General features: G+C 53.4%; 14 protein-coding genes and 1 riboswitch. Of the genes, 7 read left to right on the top strand and 7 right to left on the bottom strand.

The genetic code is table 11. The features are described from left to right. Positions 1-47: 47 nt before the first annotated feature. A complete protein-coding gene (epmA, locus tag JG725_RS16680) occupies positions 48-1,025 on the bottom strand; it encodes an elongation factor P--(R)-beta-lysine ligase (protein WP_172291540.1) in 978 nt (325 codons plus the stop codon). A gap of 411 nt (positions 1,026-1,436) precedes the next feature. On the opposite strand from epmA, the gene frdA reads away from it, so the two are divergent. From frdA to frdD, 4 genes are read left to right on the top strand one after another with little or no spacing between them, the layout of a single operon-like run. Next, entirely contained in the window at positions 1,437-3,233 is a 1,797-nt protein-coding gene (gene frdA, locus JG725_RS16675; protein WP_172291539.1) for a fumarate reductase (quinol) flavoprotein subunit, read from the top strand. Further along, positions 3,226-3,960, top strand: coding sequence for a succinate dehydrogenase/fumarate reductase iron-sulfur subunit (locus JG725_RS16670; RefSeq protein ID WP_199378895.1), 735 nt, complete (start codon positions 3,226-3,228; stop codon positions 3,958-3,960). Before frdA ends, JG725_RS16670 begins: the two co-directional genes overlap by 8 nt. A gap of 13 nt (positions 3,961-3,973) precedes the next feature. Then, on the top strand, positions 3,974-4,369 hold the full coding sequence (gene frdC / locus JG725_RS16665; protein WP_172291537.1) for a fumarate reductase subunit FrdC: 396 nt from the start codon (positions 3,974-3,976) through the stop codon (positions 4,367-4,369). A gap of 14 nt (positions 4,370-4,383) precedes the next feature. Continuing rightward, the gene (gene frdD, locus JG725_RS16660) at positions 4,384-4,740 is read left to right on the top strand and encodes a fumarate reductase subunit FrdD (protein ID WP_172291536.1); all 357 of its coding nucleotides are present in this window, start codon (positions 4,384-4,386) and stop codon (positions 4,738-4,740) included. A gap of 131 nt (positions 4,741-4,871) precedes the next feature. Here frdD and JG725_RS16655 read toward each other — a convergent pair whose 3' ends face one another. The 3 genes from JG725_RS16655 to efp all read right to left on the bottom strand — a co-directional run bounded on the left by JG725_RS16655 (position 4,872) and on the right by efp (position 6,165). Continuing rightward, the gene (locus JG725_RS16655; protein ID WP_172291535.1) at positions 4,872-5,225 is read right to left on the bottom strand and encodes a DMT family protein; all 354 of its coding nucleotides are present in this window, start codon (positions 5,223-5,225) and stop codon (positions 4,872-4,874) included. Positions 5,226-5,317: 92 nt separating this feature from the next. Beyond that, positions 5,318-5,449, bottom strand: coding sequence for an entericidin A/B family lipoprotein (locus JG725_RS16650; RefSeq protein WP_172291534.1), 132 nt, complete (start codon positions 5,447-5,449; stop codon positions 5,318-5,320). A gap of 149 nt (positions 5,450-5,598) precedes the next feature. Next, positions 5,599-6,165, bottom strand: coding sequence for an elongation factor P (gene efp / locus JG725_RS16645; RefSeq protein ID WP_172291533.1), 567 nt, complete (start codon positions 6,163-6,165; stop codon positions 5,599-5,601). Positions 6,166-6,204: 39 nt separating this feature from the next. On the opposite strand from efp, the gene epmB reads away from it, so the two are divergent. Beyond that, on the top strand, positions 6,205-7,263 hold the full coding sequence (epmB, locus tag JG725_RS16640) for an EF-P beta-lysylation protein EpmB (protein WP_199378894.1): 1,059 nt from the start codon (positions 6,205-6,207) through the stop codon (positions 7,261-7,263). A gap of 55 nt (positions 7,264-7,318) precedes the next feature. Here the strand turns inward: epmB and JG725_RS16635 are convergent, their stop codons facing one another. Then, complete coding sequence (locus tag JG725_RS16635) at positions 7,319-7,663, bottom strand: DUF4156 domain-containing protein (RefSeq protein WP_172291531.1); 345 nt, start codon at positions 7,661-7,663, stop codon at positions 7,319-7,321. A gap of 640 nt (positions 7,664-8,303) precedes the next feature. On the opposite strand from JG725_RS16635, the gene JG725_RS16630 reads away from it, so the two are divergent. Beyond that, the gene (locus JG725_RS16630; protein ID WP_172291530.1) at positions 8,304-9,734 is read left to right on the top strand and encodes a capsule assembly Wzi family protein; all 1,431 of its coding nucleotides are present in this window, start codon (positions 8,304-8,306) and stop codon (positions 9,732-9,734) included. A gap of 65 nt (positions 9,735-9,799) precedes the next feature. Here JG725_RS16630 and pgi read toward each other — a convergent pair whose 3' ends face one another. Further along, positions 9,800-11,449, bottom strand: coding sequence for a glucose-6-phosphate isomerase (pgi, locus tag JG725_RS16625; RefSeq protein WP_172291529.1), 1,650 nt, complete (start codon positions 11,447-11,449; stop codon positions 9,800-9,802). A gap of 168 nt (positions 11,450-11,617) precedes the next feature. Then, a riboswitch (Lysine riboswitch) is annotated at positions 11,618-11,813 on the top strand. 125 nt (positions 11,814-11,938) lie between these two features. Here pgi and lysC point away from each other — a divergent pair. Beyond that, a complete protein-coding gene (gene lysC, locus JG725_RS16620) occupies positions 11,939-13,300 on the top strand; it encodes a lysine-sensitive aspartokinase 3 (protein WP_199378893.1) in 1,362 nt (453 codons plus the stop codon). Between the two features lie 45 nt (positions 13,301-13,345). Here lysC and JG725_RS16615 read toward each other — a convergent pair whose 3' ends face one another. After that, positions 13,346-14,992: a Na/Pi cotransporter family protein gene (locus JG725_RS16615; RefSeq protein ID WP_172291527.1), complete on the bottom strand. Its 1,647-nt coding sequence runs from the start codon at positions 14,990-14,992 to the stop codon at positions 13,346-13,348. Positions 14,993-15,455 lie beyond the last annotated feature (463 nt).

The raw sequence follows: 15,455 nt of genomic DNA, 5'->3' as shown, positions 1-15,455 counted from the left end.
GAATGAGGCGGGGAGCAGCCGATGCCCCGCCTTTTCACAGAGAAAGATCAGGAACGCTCGACCGGGAACGCAATCACATCACTCAGCCTGTCGGCATTCAGGGCCAGCATAATCAGGCGATCGACCCCCAGCGCCACGCCGGCGCATTCCGGCAGACCATGTTTTAACGCCGCCAGTAAATTCTCATCAATCGGTTGCTGCGGCAAACCGCGGGCGGCGCGTTTACGGTTATCCTGTTCGAAACGCTGGCGTTGCTCATCGCCGTCGGTTAACTCACGGAAGCCATTCGCCAGTTCAATGCCTTTAAAATAAACCTCAAAGCGCTCGGCAACCCGATGATCTTCAGTGCTGATTTCGGCCAACGAGGCTTGCGTCGCCGGAAAGTGATAAACAAACGCCGGCTTTTCGCGACCGATATGCGGTTCAACGCCAAAGGTGAACAGCATCTGCACCAGCGCATCCCGGTCTTCTTCGCGACAGGCGATATCGCCCAGGCCTAATTTTTCAGCCGCTTCGCGCAACTGGGTTTTATCAACGGAGAGGGGATCGATCTCCAGATGACGGAGAAAAGCCTGCTGGTACGAGAGCATCTCCGCGCTCTCGCACTCCAGCACCTGCTGCAATAAGTCGTCGACTTCATTCATCAGGCGGTACATATCGTAATGCGGACGATACCATTCCAGCATGGTGAATTCCGGGTTATGGTGCCTGCCGGACTCTTCATTGCGGAAACTGCGGCAGAGTTGAAAAATCGGACCGCTGCCTGCGGCCAGCAGGCGTTTCATGTGGTATTCCGGGCTGGTCATCAAATAGAGCGTCATGCCCTCGGCAGCGCCGGGGCCGACAAAGCGAGTCTGAAACGGGCAGAGATAGACGTCGGTTACCGTGGCCCGGCTCATGGCCGGCGTTTCAACCTCTAATACGCCGCGATCGGTGAAAAAACGCCGGATCGCGGTGACTATCGACGCGCGCTTCAACAAATTAGCGATAGGGGCGCTAGGTTGCCAACTTGTCGTTTCGCTCATGGTTACTACTCCAAAGTCAAACAGGTGGAGCAGTCTACCCGCATCATAGCGGGCAGACAAAAAAATTTATCTCCAGTGAAATCTTTTTCCATCTCGTCGCCAAAAGGGTTATTAAAGAAATAAAAGCATTATTTCTACGGAAATAAGCCTTTCGATCACGTTTTTATAAGTTATTTCAGTACACTGTGGAAAAAATACAAAATGCTGGATCACATCAAATTTCATCCGCCTTTAATTCGGTATAATCATTCCCACACAAAAAATAGAGGTTTATCTATTCTTAATATGTCCTAAAGTCATTTTTTTATGCGATTTAATGCACTAATAATTAAGCAGATATATAAAGACAGAAATGAATAGGCGTTATTTTTTTATTTTAACTTAATTAACTTAAGTAACTGGAGGAATGCAGTGCAAACCTTTAATGCCGATTTGGCCATTATCGGGGCCGGGGGCGCTGGCTTACGCGCAGCAATTGCTGCTGCCGAAGCAAATCCCCAACTGAAAATTGCGCTGATCTCAAAAGTCTACCCAATGCGTAGCCACACCGTGGCGGCAGAAGGCGGATCAGCAGCGGTCACTCAGGACCACGATAGCTTTGATTATCATTTCAACGACACCGTTTCCGGTGGTGACTGGCTGTGCGAACAAGACGTCGTCGAACACTTCGTCAAGCATTGCCCGGAAGAAATGATCCAGATGGAACAGTGGGGCTGCCCATGGAGCCGTAAACCTGATGGTTCTGTTAACGTCCGTCGTTTCGGCGGCATGAAAATAGAACGCACCTGGTTCGCCGCCGACAAAACCGGCTTCCATATGCTGCACACCCTGTTCCAGACCTCCCTTAAATATCCGCAAATCCAGCGTTTCGACGAACATTTCGTTCTGGATGTTCTGGTCGATGACGGTCAGGCCCGGGGCGTCGTCGCCATCAATATGATGGAAGGCGCACTGGTTCAGATCCGGGCGAACGCGGTGGTTATCGCCACCGGCGGGGCCGGCCGAGTCTACCGTTACAACACCAACGGCGGCATCGTGACCGGGGACGGTATGGGCATGGCGTTCCGCCACGGCGTCCCCTTGCGCGACATGGAATTCGTGCAATATCACCCGACCGGCCTGCCGGGCTCCGGCATTCTGATGACCGAAGGCTGCCGCGGCGAAGGCGGCATCATGGTCAACAAAGACGGCTACCGCTATCTACAGGATTACGGCATGGGGCCGGAAACGCCGTTGGGCGAACCGAAAAACAAATACATGGAACTGGGGCCGCGCGACAAGGTTTCCCAGGCTTTCTGGCATGAGTGGCGCGCCGGGCGCACCATTTCCACCCCGCTGGGCGACGTGGTCTATCTTGACCTGCGCCATCTCGGCGAGAAAAAGCTCAAAGAACGCCTGCCGTTCATCTGCGAACTGGCGAAAGCCTATGTCGACGTCGATCCGGTTAAAGAACCGATCCCGATTCGCCCTACCGCGCACTACACCATGGGCGGTATCGAGACCGATCAGCATTGTGAAACCCGCATCAAAGGTCTGTTTGCCGTCGGCGAATGTTCGTCTGTCGGTCTGCACGGCGCCAACCGCCTCGGTTCCAACTCGCTGGCGGAGCTGGTGGTGTTTGGGCGCATCGCCGGCGAGCAGGCCGCGCAGCGTTCTCAGGCAGCCGCTCCCGCCAACGGCAGCGCGCTCGACGCGCAAACCCGTGATGTCGAACAGCGTCTGAACGACCTGATGAACCAGGAAGGCACCGAAAGCTGGGCGAAAATCCGCGACGAAATGGGCATGTCGATGGAAGAAGGCTGTGGTATTTACCGCACCACGGAGCTGATGCAAAAAACCATTGATAAATTGGCCGAGCTGAAAGAGCGCTTCAAACGGGTAAAAATCACCGACCATTCCAGCGTATTCAATACCGATCTGCTCTATGCCATTGAGCTTGGTCACAGCCTGGATGTGGCGGAATGTATGGCGCACTCCGCCATCAACCGTAAAGAATCCCGCGGCGCCCACCAACGTCTGGATGAAGGTTGCACCGAGCGCGACGACGTGAATTTCCTGAAACATACGCTGGCTTTCTACAACCCTGAAGGGGCGCCACGTCTGGATTACAGCGACGTGAAAATCACCAAACTCCCTCCGGCCAAACGCGTTTACGGCGCCGAAGGCGATGCTCAGGATAAAAGCAAGAAGGAGCAGGCGAATGGCTGAGATGCAAACCCTGAAAATGGAAGTCATGCGCTACAACCCCGAACGGGACAGCGCGCCGTATTTTGAAACGTTTGACGTCCCATTCAACAAGCAGACTTCCCTGCTGGACGCGCTGGGTTATATCAAAGATAACCTGGCGGCGGATCTCTCCTACCGCTGGTCCTGCCGGATGGCGATCTGCGGTTCATGCGGCATGATGGTGAACAACGTGCCCAAGCTGGCCTGTAAGACGTTCCTGCGCGATTATCAGGACGGCATGAAGGTTGAAGCGCTGGGCAACTTCCCCATCGAGCGCGACCTGGTGGTCGACATGACCCACTTTATTGAAAGTCTGGAAGCCATCAAGCCGTATATCATCGGCAACGATCGTAAACCGGCCGACGGCACCAATAAACAAACCCCGGCGCAGATGGCCAAATACCACCAGTTCTCCGGCTGTATCAACTGCGGTCTCTGCTACGCCGCCTGTCCGCAGTTTGGTCTCAACCCGGAGTTTATCGGGCCGGCGGCGATTACGCTGGCGCACCGTTACAACCTGGATAACCGCGATCGCGGGAAAAAACAGCGTATGGCGCAGTTGAACGGTGATAACGGCGTCTGGAGCTGTACCTTTGTGGGTTACTGCTCAGAGGTTTGTCCGAAGCATGTCGATCCTGCCGCTGCTATTCAGCAAGGCAAGGTGGAAAGTGCCAAAGACTTCATGATCGCCATGCTGAAACCACAATAAGGGAGGGGCAATAATGACATCCAAACGTAAAGCGTATGTCCGCGGCATGGCGCCGACCTGGTGGCAAAAGCTGGGGTTCTACCGTTTTTATATGTTGCGCGAAGGTACGGCCGTACCAGCCGTCTGGTTCAGCATCATATTGATGTGCGGCGTATTTTCTCTGAAGAATGGCCCGGAAGGATGGGAAAGCTTCGTCGGATTCTTACAGAATCCGCTGGTGTTGCTCATCAACATCATCGCACTGTTGGCGGCGGCGCTGCACACCAAAACCTGGTTTGAACTGGCGCCGAAAGCATCCATCATTATCGTGAAAGACGAAAAAATGGGGCCGGAGCCGATTATTAAAGGGCTTTGGGCGGTCACCATCGTCGTCACGCTGGCTGTTCTGGCTATTGCCTTACTATTCTGAGCAGGAGGAATAACGTGATTAATCAAACGCCAAAACGTTCCGATGAACCGCCATTCTGGGGATTGTTCGGCGCCGGTGGTATGTGGAGCGCCATCTTCGCCCCGGTCATCATCCTGCTGGTTGGTATTCTGCTGCCTTTGGGTTTGTTCCCGGATGCGCTGAGCTATGAACGTATCATGGCTTTCAGTCAGAGCTTTATCGGCCGCCTGTTCCTGCTGCTGATGATTATTTTGCCTCTGTGGTGTGGTTTACACCGTATGCACCACGCCATGCACGATCTGAAAATCCACGTTCCCGCCGGGAAATGGGTTTTTTACGGTCTGGCAGCCATTCTGAGCGTGGTTACCATTATTGGTGTCGTCACGCTGTAAGTCGGTTGGTTTACGCTAACGGCCCGCCTGTGAGGGCCGTTTTATTTTGTTCCTGCTTTCCGTCTCATCGATTACCCTAAAAACAAAGCAAGGCCCGCCCTAAGAAATAAATCAGAACCTGTCGGTTCTCATTACCCGATAATTTTATCCCGGAACATAAAGAATACCGCGCCCAATAGGCACAGCCCGGCCCAAATATAGTCCGTCCGAAAGGGTTCTTTTAAAATGATTATTGAAAAAGGAATAAACACGGAAAGGCTAATGACTTCCTGCAATATTTTTAGCTGCCCTGCTGAAGCCACCTGATAACCAATACGATTAGCGGGAACCTGTAATAAATACTCAAATAATGCGATCCCCCAACTGACCAATGCGGCGATTAACCAGGTTCGGCCGCTGAAATAACGCAAATGCCCATACCAGGCGAAAGTCATAAACACATTGCTGAGCGTCAGCATACACACGGTGATAACCAGCGGCGACATCATTTTTCTCCAATTCGTTCACCGCTGCATTATGTCGTCGCCGAGAGGAAAACGCCACGGTGGCGCTTTCGCCTACGAAAAACCTTTACAGCTTACTGTGCGCTACGCTGTATCGCTTCCCCACCTGCCTCAACATCCTGTCCAACACCACGCGTGGTATTGCACCCGACGACCGCAGATAGAATTAATACAGAGAAAATAGCGATAAGACTTTTCTTCAACATAGGTGATTCCTTCTAGTGATAAGAAAAAAGGTCTTTTTAAGCGTAGTCAATATTGGCCGCTTCGTGGCACTTTTCATGCTTAATGATGCGATCGGCGCTATTCAAGCGAAAAAAAACCGCCATTAAGGCGGCTTTTTAAAAAGAATGCATTATTTAACGCGAGAAACATACTCGCCAGAGCGGGTGTCGACTTTGATCACCTCGCCAATCTGCACAAACAACGGCACTTTTACAACCGCGCCAGTGGTCAGTGTCGCAGGCTTGCCGCCGGTTCCCGCGGTATCGCCTTTCAGCCCCGGGTCGGTATCGACAATTTCCAGTTCGACAAAGTTCGGCGGAGTCACCGTGATAGGTTGACCGTTCCACAGCGTTACGATGCATTCAGCCTGATCGAGCAACCATTTGGCGTTATCGCCAACCGCTTTCTCATCGGCAGCCAGTTGCTCGAACGTTTCATTATTCATGAAATGCCAGAACTCGCCATCGTTGTACAAGTAAGTCAGGTTCATATCCATAACGTCGGCGCCTTCGGCGGAGTCGGTGGATTTGAAGGTTTTTTCAATAAGCTTACCGGTTAACAGACGACGCATTTTCACACGTGCAAAAGCCTGGCCTTTACCCGGCTTAACAAACTCACTCGATTCGACAGCGTAAGGCTCGCCTTCGAACATGATTTTAAGACCGGAACGGAAATCGTTGCTAAAATAAGTCGCCATAAAGGCCCTCTACATTTGATACTGGTACTAAGCCAAAAAATGGCACACATTGTAACCCTAAATATACCTTCCAGAGAAGATTGGTTGCAGCAACTTGCGGACGTAATTACCGATCCGAACGAATTACTGCAACTTTTGGCGCTGAGCGACAACGCCAGACTCCGGCAAGGCAACGACGCGCGCAAACTGTTCCCTTTGCGCGTACCGCGCGTTTTCGCCGCGCGTATGCAAAAGGGGAATGCCGGCGATCCGCTTTTGCTACAGGTTCTGACCGCGCGCGAGGAACTCATTTCCGCCCCAGGTTTCACTCATGACCCGCTTGATGAACAACACAGCGTCGTCCCGGGGTTGCTGCACAAATACCATAACCGTGCCTTGCTGCTGGTCAAAGGCGGCTGCGCGGTGAACTGCCGCTACTGCTTCCGCCGCCATTTCCCTTATCAGGACAACCAGGGAAACAAGGCGAACTGGCGTCAGGCATTGGACTATATCGGCCAGCATCCAGAACTGGATGAAATCATTTTTTCCGGCGGCGATCCGCTGATGGCCAAAGACGCGGAGCTTGACTGGCTGATAACCGAGTTGGAAAACATCCCGCACCTGAAACGCCTGCGCATTCACAGCCGCTTGCCGGTAGTGATTCCGGCGCGCGTTACCGACGCGTTATGCCAGCGGCTAGCGCAGACGTCGCTTCAGACCGTGCTGGTTACCCATATTAACCACGCGCAGGAAATCGATGGTGATCTCGTGCAAAGTATGGCGCGTTTACGTCGGGCCGGCGTCACATTGCTGAATCAAAGCGTTTTGCTGCGCGGGGTGAACGATAATGCGGATACGCTGGCAAACTTAAGTAACGCCCTGTTTGATGCCGGTATTCTTCCTTACTATCTCCATGTTCTGGATAAAGTACAGGGCGCCGCCCATTTTCTGGTCGGCGATGAGGAAGCCCGTACGCTGGTCAAGGCCCTGATGAAAAAGGTTTCTGGTTATCTGGTTCCCCGCCTTGCGCGGGAAATTGGCGGAGAAGCCAGTAAAACGCCGCTGGATCTGGGACTAAAACAAAGCCGGGAAGAGAACGCCACAGTTGATGATAAATAAACAAACCCGGCGAAACGATGCATTCGCCGAGCGGTGGCATTCATTCAACTCGCGTTTACGGACATTTGTAAACGTTGCCGACCATCTCACTGTCCAGCGGGGCAAAACTTGACCAGAATGTTTCACTCGGGCTGGTCGCGCCATAGATCGTATTACCGCCCATGGCCGCCGCTTTATTGCGTAAATCATTAACCGCGCCGCGCATTGAGCTACTATCACTATGATTGCCGGATAGCCAGTTAGACTGTTTGCCGCTAACCTGACCGAGTAACCGGCACTCATTGCCCGGCTGCTTATCCGTAAACGTAACGGCCTGCCCTGCGGCACTGAGTTGATTGGTCGTACTGCACCCTGCCAGCAACATAACGGCAGAAATACCGAGTAAAAGGTGGATCCGCATTTTCCCCTCCATGATAGTGAAAAATAAAATACGCCTGGATGAATCATCCTGCGATGCAAAAAACCTGACGGTTACCGCTTCTCGCAGTCATGCATGCCACGACCACCTTAACATTCTATACCCTAAAAACCGGTGAGAATGATTCATCTGTCAATTAACTGATATCAAATAAAAAATTGCTAACCGGAACGGATATGCCTCGGTGTGTTAAGGCCTATCGCCTTAGGCTTTATCTGAAAAAAACCATAACTTAATTTATGTTCATTTCAATCACTGTATTTTATGTACTATCCTGATCACTGGTCATTTTTGGCTACACCCGCCTATATCTATACTCTAAATAATTCGAGTTGCAGGAAGGCGGCAAACGAACGAATCCCCAGGAGCTTACACCAGTAAGTGACTGGGGTGAGTGACAAATCTGCCTGGAGCAGATTTGAACGCTGTTTGCAGCAGCCCCAATGGGGCGAGGCCCAGGGAGGGGCCGAGTAATGCAGCCAACGCACATGCAACTTGAAGTATGACGAGTATATAATTAATAACTGCAAAATTATCGTGTTAGGGAACGCCCGGCTTCGTTTAATTTTGGATAAAACGAAACATAGTCAGACAACGTAGTGTCATCAAGGAAACCAACAGTATGTTTACCAAGAAAATTTTACTGGCTGCCAGCGGCATGTTCTTATGCGTGTCGGCCAGTCAGGCGGCTGGCTTGATTGCCCCGGACAATACGCTGCGTAACGATCTCGCATGGCTTTCCGACCGTGGCGTAATTAATGTCAGTCTCTCCACCTGGCCGTTAAGTCAGGAAGAAATAGAATCCGTTCTTTCGCAGGCCAAGCCTGTTACCAACACGGAAAAAAACGTCATTAGCCGGGTTGAGCAACGCATCAGCAATCTGAAATCCAATGTTCGTATCACCGGCTATACCTCTACCGACAAACCCGGATTACCACAGGGCTTTGGCAACACCCACGCCAGCGATCATGCGCTTTCCATTGGCGCTGGAGCCAGCGATGAATTCTGGGACGTCAATCTTAAAGGCACCGTTGAAGGCGACCAGCGGATTAGCGATCAATCCCGCTGGAATATGGACGGTTCCTACGGCGCGGTTAAAATCTTTAATCAATGGCTATCATTCGGCAAAACCGCCCAATGGTGGGGCCCGGGCTATGACGGCAGCCTGATCCGTTCCGACGCGGCCCGTCCGGTAACCGGATTTAGCTTGCAGCGCGCCGATCAATCGCCGTTTGAAACGCCGTGGCTTTCCTGGATCGGCCGCTGGCAATATCAAATTTCCGCCGGTCAGCTCGAACAGTATTATGCCGTGCCTGAAACCAAACTCATCGGTGGGCGCCTGACATTCATGCCGACCAACTTCGTTGAGCTGGGCGCGTCACGTATTATGATGTGGGGAGGGGAAGGTCGTCCTCAGTCATGGGGATCGTTCTGGGACGGTGTGGCGGGAAGAGACAATACCGGAACGCAGAATGAACCCGGCAACCAGTTGGCCGGCTTTGATTTTAAACTGAAATTGCAACCGCTGACGGGTCTGCCGGTCAGCCTGTACGGTCAGTTGATCGGTGAAGATGAAGCCGGCATGCTGCCATCAAAAAACACCTACCTTGTCGGTCTGGAAGGCCATCCTGAATGGGGCACATCAACCATCAACTGGTATATTGAAGGGGCCAACACCCGCTCCAACGAATCCACAAACGGCGTCATTTACACCCACCACATCTATAGAGACGGCTACTACCAGCAAGGCTCGCCTTTGGGCCACGCCATGGGCGGCGATGGACGTATGCTATCCGGGAAAGTGGAGTTGGCGCTGGATGACGGACAGCGCTGGAGCACCCGCGTCACCTACGCCAGGGTCAATCCGAACGAGCAGAGTATTAATAAAGCCTTCCCTCGCTCTGATACGTTGAAAGGAATTGAACTGGGCTGGGGTTACGACTTCCAGTCAAAGGTGAAATTTGACACCAGCGTATGGTACACCGATAGCGATAACAGCCTCAGCGACGACTTCGGCGCCGGGTTGGGCGTGGAAATACCGATTAATCTCTAATCATTTTCATCGTTGCCAGAAACAAAAAAGGTGGGAATTCCCACCTTTTTTAATGGTTGCCAATCTCAAGCACGCCACTGCTTGAAGCGGTTGATCAGTCCGTTTGTCGAACTGTCATGGCTGGTGACGTCTTTCGCATCTTCCAGTTCGGGCAGAATGCGGTTAGCCAACTGTTTACCCAATTCCACGCCCCACTGATCAAAAGTGAAGATGTTCAGAATCGCTCCCTGGGTGAAGATTTTGTGCTCATACAGGGCGATCAGCGCCCCCAGGCTGTAAGGGGTAATTTCACGCAGCAGAATCGAGTTGGTCGGACGGTTGCCTTCAAAGACTTTGAAGGGCGCAACGTGCTCGACGTCCTTCGCCGTTTTACCCGCGGCGGCAAACTCTGCTTCAACCACATCGCGGCTCTTGCCGAACGCCAGCGCTTCCGTCTGGGCAAAGAAGTTAGACAACAGCTTGCTGTGATGGTCGCTCAACGGGTTATGGCTCAACGCAGGCGCAATAAAGTCACACGGAACCAGCTTGGTTCCCTGATGAATCAGCTGATAAAACGCATGCTGACCGTTGGTTCCCGGTTCGCCCCAGATAATCGGCCCGGTTTGATAATCCACCGGATGACCGTTGCGATCGACGTACTTGCCGTTGGACTCCATATTCCCCTGTTGGAAATAGGCGGCGAACCGATGCATATATTGATCGTACGGCAGAATGGCTTCCGTTTCGGCGCCGAAGAAATTGTTGTACCAGATACCGATCAAGGCCAACAGCACCGGCAGGTTTTGCTCGGCCGGGGTAGACGCGAAGTGTTTGTCCATCGCATGAGCGCCGCTGAGCAGTTGCTCAAAATTGTCGAATCCCAGAGAGAGAATGATCGACAAACCAATCGCGGACCACAGAGAATAACGCCCGCCGACCCAGTCCCAGAATTCAAACATGTTATTGGTATCAATGCCAAAATCGCCGACGGCCTGGGCATTGGTAGACAGCGCGGCAAAGTGTTTCGCCACATGTTTTTCGTCTTGCGCGGTTTTCAGGAACCAGTCACGGGCGCTATGCGCGTTGGTCATGGTTTCCTGGGTGGTGAAGGTTTTGGACGCCACCAGAAACAGCGTGGTTTCGGGATTAAGCGGCTTCAGCGTTTCCGCAATGTGCGTACCGTCGACGTTGGAAACAAAATGCATATTAAGATGATTTTTATACGGCTTCAGCGCTTCCGTCACCATATACGGCCCCAGATCGGAGCCGCCGATGCCAATATTCACCACATCGGTAATCGCCTTGCCGGTGTACCCTTTCCACTCGCCGCCGATGACCCGTTCGCTGAAGTTTTTCATTTTCTCCAGTACCGCATTCACCTCAGGCATGACATCTTTGCCGTCGACGACAATCGGGGTGTTGCTGCGGTTACGCAGGGCAACGTGCAGCACTGCCCGGCCCTCGGTCCGGTTAATTTTTTCGCCGGCAAACATCGACTTAATCGCCCCGGCCAAATCAGTTTCCCGCGCCAGCGCCTGTAATTTTTCCAATGTCTCCGCTGTAATGCGGTTTTTGGAATAATCCACCAGCATCAAATCGTCAAAAGTGGCGGAAAAGCGTTCAAAACGCGAACGATCCTGAGCAAACAAGTCTTTGATCTGAATATCTTTCATCACATCAAAATGTTGTTGTAACGCTTGCCACGCGGCGGTTTGGCTTGGATTGATATTTTTCATAACAATGCTCTTCTCTCCGAGAGTGAAATCAAAAATTGCTGAATCGATTGTATCCCGTAAATCGTCAATTGAGATCCCTTTTCTTGAGAAATGCACATCGCCGCGTTTGTTTTATTGACAGTCACCGGATAACCCGTTATTTCTAACTCTGTACTTGCGCGTTCAGCGCAAGCCAGAAGAGGAGCGTCGCCCAGGTAAGGTATTGGAGGAACCGTAATCCGCTGATGATACCCCAGGGGGAGCGACGCCGAGATGGCGTGAACGACGGAATTCACGGACATCGACCACAGGGGCTGAATCCTCTGGGTTGTCACCCGGTTCGCCCTGATTAGGGCGTTCAGCAAGGTGGAGCGCTTCTGGGTGTATCGTAGTTTTTCTATTTCTACGCCTGCTCCCTGCTTACCGCTCTTCCCTTGTGCCAAGGCTGATTAATGGATCGCCGTTGTGAATAACGCAAACAATGGCTCCCCTGACACGAGGTTTTTTTAAATGTCCGCAAACACGCATCCTATCGTTATCGCCAAATTCGGCGGCACCAGCGTCGCCGATTTTGACGCCATGAATCACAGCGCCGATGTGGTTTTATCCAATCCCGATGTTCGGGTCGTAGTATTGTCGGCCTCCGCCGGCATCACCAATTTGCTGGTTTCCCTGGCCGAAGGGCAGAATCAGGAACAGCGCGCCCAACTACTGAGCAAAATCCGTCAAATTCAGTACGCCATCATCGACCGCCTGGCGACACCGGCGGTGATCCGCGATGAAATCGACCGCATGCTTGAGAATATCACCACGCTGTCGGAAGCGGCGGCGCTGGCGACCTCCAATGCCCTGACGGATGAGCTGGTAAGCCACGGCGAGTTGATGTCCACCCTGCTGTTTGTTGAAATCCTGCGCCAGCGTGAGGTGATTGCCGAGTGGTTCGATGTTCGCAAAATCATGCGCACCGATGACCACTTCGGCCGCGCCGAACCCGATTGCCAGACATTGGGAGAATTGACCCGCAGCCAGTTGCAACCGCGTCTTGAGCAGGGATTAATCATCACGCAAGGTTTTATCGGCAGTGAGGCCCAGGGGCGCACCACAACCTTGGGACGCGGCGGCAGCGACTACACCGCCGCGCTGCTGGGCGAAGCCTTGAATGCCAGCCGCATTGATATCTGGACCGACGTGCCCGGCATCTACACTACCGATCCGCGCGTGGTGCCGGCGGCGAAACGTATTGACGAAATTATGTTTGAAGAAGCGGCGGAAATGGCCACATTCGGGGCGAAAGTGCTGCATCCGGCCACGTTATTGCCCGCCGTTCGCAGCGATATTCCGGTGTTCGTTGGTTCCAGTAAGGATCCCGCCGCGGGCGGTACGCTGGTTTGCAATAAAACCGAAAACCCGCCGTTGTTCCGTGCGCTGGCGCTGCGTCGCAAGCAAACCCTGCTGACCTTACACAGTTTGAACATGTTGCATGCGCGCGGCTTTCTGGCCGAGGTATTCAGCATTCTGGCCCGTCACAACATCTCGGTCGATTTGATCACCACCTCGGAAGTCAACGTGGCGCTGACGCTGGATACCACGGGTTCCACATCAACCGGCGACAGCCTGCTGTCCAGCGGCTTGTTGACCGAGCTGTCCTCGCTGTGCCGGGTGGAAGTCGAAGAAAATCTGTCGCTGGTTGCGCTTATCGGCAACAAGCTGTCGCAGGCCTGCGGGGTGGGCAAAGAGGTCTTTGGCGTGCTGGACCCGTTTAATATCCGGTTGATTTGCTACGGCGCCAGCAGCAATAACCTGTGTTTCCTGGTGCCCGGCAATGATGCGGAGAAAGTGATCCAAACGCTGCACCGCAGCCTGTTTGAATAATCCGTTTTCGCCGAATTCAGCGCGGGAGAAGCGCTTCTCCCGCGCTCACAGCGTCAATGGCGACTCTTCCCGTTCTTCATCTTCATCCTGCGATACCGTCAGCACGTTATACGCCACCGCACAAAACAGCGAATTCAACCGGTTCATATCGCCCAACAACCCCAAATGCAGCGAGCTGGTTTCCAGGCTCTGCACGTTCTGCTGGTGCAACCGATCAACGTGGGCATGCGCATAACGACGATTCAGAATACGGAAACGGTGTTTGGCACGGCGTAAACGTTTAGCGCTGGTGATATCTTCCGAAAGAAATACCGACAGACCAAGACGTAAGTTCGCCAGTAACTGATCGTGCAAGGTGTTTAACTCCGTCAGCCCCTGAGCCGAAAAGGCCCGGCGAGCGGTCAGGGATGTATTGGCGACATCGTCGGCCATCCGTTCGATAATATCCCCCGCCTGCTCAAGATTCAGCGCAACCTCAATCACTTCCGCCCAACGCCGGGAGTCCCGCTCGTCGAGGCTGTCTTTTTGGATCTGCGCCAGATAGAGCTTAATCGCGGTATACAGTACATCGACATCATCATCCAGCCGGCGGATTTCCCGCCGCTGCATCGGGTCGCCTTGCAGTACCTCACGATACAGACGCAGCATCTGCTCCACCACATCGCCGATCCGCAGGGTTTCCCGCGCGGCGTTGGTCAGCGCCAGCGCGGGCGTATCCAGCGCGCTGGTGTCCAGATGCCGCGGCCTCATTTGAATATCCACTTCGGGCGAATCGGCGATCATCACGCAGGATAGGCGGGCGACCATCTCGGCGAACGGAATCAATATCAGACAACGAATAAGGTTGTAGAAAAGGTGGAAATAAATCACCAGTTCTTCCGGTTCGAGCGGTAAACGCGCCAGCCAGCGCGACAACGGCTCAACAAAGGGCAGCACGAACAGGCAGCCAATCAGTTTGAACAGCACGCTGCCCAACGCCACACGGCGACCGGCCGCATTCTGCGTCGTGGAACCGATCATGATCAGCAGCCCGCTGCCCAGATTGGCGCCAATCACCAGACACATCGCCACTTCCAGAGAAATCACTCCGCTGGCCGTCAACGTCGCGGTCAGCAGTACCGCCGCCAGACTGGAATAACTGACGACCGCAAACAACGCGCCGACCAATGCATCGAGCATGATGTCGCCGGTGAGCGAAGAGAACAGCACTTTCACACCCGCTGTTTGGGTGATCGGGGTGGCCGCCGCCACAATCATTTCCAGCGCCAGCAGAATCAGCCCCAGGCCAATAGCCACCCGGCCGATTTGTCCCACGCGCGTCTGCTTACGGCTGAGGAAGAAAATCACCCCAAGAAAAATCAATAACGGGGACAGCCAGGAAAAATCAAACGTCAGTATCCGCACCATCAGTGCGGTGCCGACATCCGCGCCGAGAATAATCACCAGCGCCGGGGCCAACGCCACCAGCCGCTGCGAAACAAAAGACGTGGTCAGCAACGCGGTGGCATTACTGCTTTGAACCAACGCCGTGACGCCGATCCCGGCCATAAAAGCCCACGGTTTCTTCTCCACGCTTTCGCTAAGAACCCGCCGTAAACTGGCGCCATAGACCCGCATAATGCCGGTGCGAACAATATGCGTTCCCCACACCAGCAACGCAATCGCAGAAAGTAAGTGCAGCAGTGTTAACACAACGTTGATACTCCTGGCGTCTAGGTGATATTGATAATTCCCTCGTCAGTCATATTAACAGATGTTTCCTGTCTTCACTGGAAAGCGCTTTCCATATAAGAAAATTCGCCGGCATGCTTCAATAACTCAATCGCCCCTTTTTAATGGCGTTGACGTCAGAGCGTGGCGGCGGCGGAAAGTGATTGGCGGGTGCTGAGGAAAAAAGCAGGCCGGGAATGTTCCCGGCCCCAGACCGTTGACAAAGCCCGTTATTAGGGAGAGCGTGGCGAGGGGCCGTAGCGGCGTAAGCCGCCGACAAATTTGCCAGGAGCAAATTTGAACAGCATTTATGCTGGCCCGCAGGGTGGGACACAAGGATGTGTCCCATCATGGCCCCTCGGTACGGTAGGCCCGGGTATCTCGGGCTTACCGACGACTTTGTCAGCAACCTCAGTCCGGGAATGTTCCCGGCCTGCTTTATGTA

This window comes from Brenneria sp. L3-3C-1 (assembly GCF_016456245.1).
Classification (GTDB): Bacteria; Pseudomonadota; Gammaproteobacteria; order Enterobacterales; family Enterobacteriaceae; genus Brenneria.
This window is presented reverse-complemented; position numbering and strand designations above follow the sequence as displayed.

What these genes read in the sequence shown, in the direction of transcription:
- frdC (WP_172291537.1), top strand. Translation starts at nt 3,974, where the DNA reads ATGACATCCAAACGTAAAGCGTATGTCCGCGGCATGGCGCCGACCTGG.
- efp (WP_172291533.1), bottom strand. Translation starts at nt 6,165, where the DNA reads ATGGCGACTTATTTTAGCAACGATTTCCGTTCCGGTCTTAAAATCATG.
- lysC (WP_199378893.1), top strand. Translation starts at nt 11,939, where the DNA reads ATGTCCGCAAACACGCATCCTATCGTTATCGCCAAATTCGGCGGCACC.
- JG725_RS16670 (WP_199378895.1), top strand. Translation starts at nt 3,226, where the DNA reads ATGGCTGAGATGCAAACCCTGAAAATGGAAGTCATGCGCTACAACCCC.
- JG725_RS16655 (WP_172291535.1), bottom strand. Translation starts at nt 5,225, where the DNA reads ATGTCGCCGCTGGTTATCACCGTGTGTATGCTGACGCTCAGCAATGTG.
- pgi (WP_172291529.1), bottom strand. Translation starts at nt 11,449, where the DNA reads ATGAAAAATATCAATCCAAGCCAAACCGCCGCGTGGCAAGCGTTACAA.
- epmB (WP_199378894.1), top strand. Translation starts at nt 6,205, where the DNA reads ATGGCACACATTGTAACCCTAAATATACCTTCCAGAGAAGATTGGTTG.
- epmA (WP_172291540.1), bottom strand. Translation starts at nt 1,025, where the DNA reads ATGAGCGAAACGACAAGTTGGCAACCTAGCGCCCCTATCGCTAATTTG.
- JG725_RS16635 (WP_172291531.1), bottom strand. Translation starts at nt 7,663, where the DNA reads ATGCGGATCCACCTTTTACTCGGTATTTCTGCCGTTATGTTGCTGGCA.
- JG725_RS16650 (WP_172291534.1), bottom strand. Translation starts at nt 5,449, where the DNA reads ATGTTGAAGAAAAGTCTTATCGCTATTTTCTCTGTATTAATTCTATCT.
- JG725_RS16630 (WP_172291530.1), top strand. Translation starts at nt 8,304, where the DNA reads ATGTTTACCAAGAAAATTTTACTGGCTGCCAGCGGCATGTTCTTATGC.